Origin of the sequence: Coleofasciculus sp. FACHB-712 (assembly GCF_014695635.1) — a bacterium.
In the GTDB taxonomy this organism is placed as follows: Bacteria; Cyanobacteriota; Cyanobacteriia; order Cyanobacteriales; family FACHB-T130; genus FACHB-T130.
In genome coordinates this window covers 1-2,472 of record NZ_JACJOQ010000492.1, presented here as the reverse complement: position 1 = coordinate 2,472, position 2,472 = coordinate 1, and the positions used below count along the sequence as shown (strand labels likewise).

Below are 2,472 nucleotides of genomic sequence, written 5' to 3'. Positions count from 1 at the left end.
TAAGTCAAGGTTCTCTAACTCTATGTTTAAGTAAATCAATGTAAAAATAGACTCTTGTAAATTCCTTAAAAAAACCGTTCTAAAGGCTTGTATAAATAGCGTTGACCAGAGGTGCCGAGATGCCAAACAATAATCAAGCTTCGGATTGGAATTACGATCCAAACGATCCCTATTCTCCAATCTACTATAAGGGAGCAGTCGTTGGATTTATAAAACCAGAATATGCACTCCGAATCGTTGACTTTCTCAATGAAGATGAAAGGCTACGCAAAGCTCTCAAAATGGCCTGTTTTGACTTGATAACTGAGGCAGGGGGCGATACGAGTAGAGTCGATCTTTTAATGAAAAGATATATTGCAAGTACCGAGCGTCCTAAATATGGATCGGCGGCGGTCGCCTTGCTGTTAAGGGATAGACAAGATGAACTTGATATTAGTGATAAAGAATTTGCCCGATTCTGCGACTCTTATCGATTGTCTTGGAAAGAGCTGAAAGAAATTTTCTTAGGAAAAGAAATTAACGATAATCAGCTAGGGCCAATTGCACGAATCGTAGGGAAATCTATTGAAGAGTTGATTGAAGTGCGGGATGGGCCACCTCCCAGAGGCGATCGCTAATGTGAGTCAGCGTGCCGGAAAAATTAAATACAACTGATTATTTGGGAAATTTGAGGCTGGAGAAGATTTACCAATTTTTGATCGCGTTCCTGAATCAAGGAATACCAGTAGTTGTTATTTGCTCTGAGCAGGTGATAACAAAAGCGCCTGAAGTTATAGACGAGAAGAAGGACTTATGTAATCTAAAATCAGCTTTCCACTCAGTATACCTAGAGAAAGGCGATTGCGCTGTTGGATTTTCAACTTTCCTCCCAACAGTTGCAAACTCCGATTTTAGAATTAAATTTTGTTAAGATAAACTGGACTCTCGCGATCGCCTGACGGACTTACTGGCAATACCAACGGACATCCGTCAAATAATTCGCTCATTCCCCCAGCATCCTTGGAGACTCTTGATGTTACGACTTGAACATATCAGTAAAATTTATCCCACCGGCGAAGTTCTCAAGGATGTCAACTGGGAAGTCAAACCGGGCGATCGCATTGGCTTAGTCGGCGTTAACGGTGCAGGAAAATCGACTCAGCTCAAAATTATTGCGGGGGAAATGGAACCCACTGCTGGGGAAGTGATTCGTCCTGCAAATTTGCACATTGCCTACCTGACTCAAGAATTTGAGGTAGATCCGACGCGCACTGTGCGAGAAGAACTTTGGACGGTTTTCAAAGAAGCCAACGAAGTACAGCACGCTCTGGCGCAGGTGCCGAGAGAAATGGAAACTGCGAATCCAGAGGAATTAGACCGCCTGATCCACAAATTGGATCGGCTACAGCGGCAATTTGAAGCGTTGGATGGCTATGGGTTAGATGCACGGATTGAGAAGATGTTGCCAGAAATGGGGTTTGCGCCAGAAGATGGCGATCGCCTCGTTAGCGCTTTCAGCGGTGGCTGGCAAATGCGGATGAGTTTGGGCAAAATCTTACTCCAAAAACCCGATTTATTACTACTGGATGAACCAACGAACCACCTGGATCTAGAAACCATTGAGTGGTTGGAAACCTATCTCAAAGGGCTGAAGACTCCAATCGTGATAGTATCGCACGACCGAGAATTTCTCGACCGTCTTTGCACCCAAATTGTAGAAACAGAACGCGGCGTTTCTACCACCTACTTAGGCAACTATTCTGCTTATTTACAACAAAAAGCGGAAAACCAAGAAGCCCAACTTAGCGCCTACGAACGCCAGCAAAAAGAACTAGAAAAGCAGCAAGTCTTTGTTGACCGTTTCCGTGCCAGTGCTACCCGCAGCACCCAAGCGAAAAGCCGTGAGAAACAACTAGAAAAAATCGAACGGATTGAAGCGCCGACTGGGGGATTAAGAACCCTGCGCTTCCGCTTTCCTGACGCTCCCCGCAGTGGTCGCGAGGTGGTAGAAATTCAGAATTTGGTACATACTTACGACGAAAAAATTCTATTTTTAGATGCGAATCTACTAATGGAACGAGGCGATCGCATTGCCTTTCTCGGTCCGAACGGGGCTGGAAAATCAACCTTGTTGCGTCTAATTATGGGCATGGAACAACCTACTGAAGGTTCAGTTCAATTAGGCGCTCACAACGTGATTCCTGGCTACTTTGAGCAAAATCAGGCGGAAGCATTGGATCTGTCTAGAACTGTCATGGAAACTATCCATGATGAAGTTCCTGAGTGGAAAAATGAGGAGGTTCGCACACTTCTAGGACGCTTCTTGTTCAGCGGTGACACCGTATTTAAAAAAGTTGAGGCTCTGAGCGGAGGTGAAAAAGCTCGTCTGGCGTTAGCAAAAATGCTTTTGCGCCCAGTTAATTTAATGATTTTGGACGAGCCTACTAACCACTTGGATATTCCGGCTAAAGAAATGTTGGAAGAGGCAATCCA

The 2,472-nt window shown here is 44.7% G+C and carries 2 protein-coding genes; both read left to right on the top strand.

Annotated features, from left to right (window positions below):
• The first annotated feature begins 119 nt into the window (after positions 1 to 119).
• A complete protein-coding gene (locus H6F50_RS16205; protein ID WP_190429488.1) occupies positions 120 to 617 on the top strand; it encodes a hypothetical protein in 498 nt (165 codons plus the stop codon).
• Positions 618 to 1,012: 395 nt separating this feature from the next.
• Positions 1,013 to 2,472: ABC-F family ATP-binding cassette domain-containing protein (locus tag H6F50_RS16200; protein WP_190429487.1), on the top strand; the 1,460-nt coding region annotated here is incomplete at its 3' end.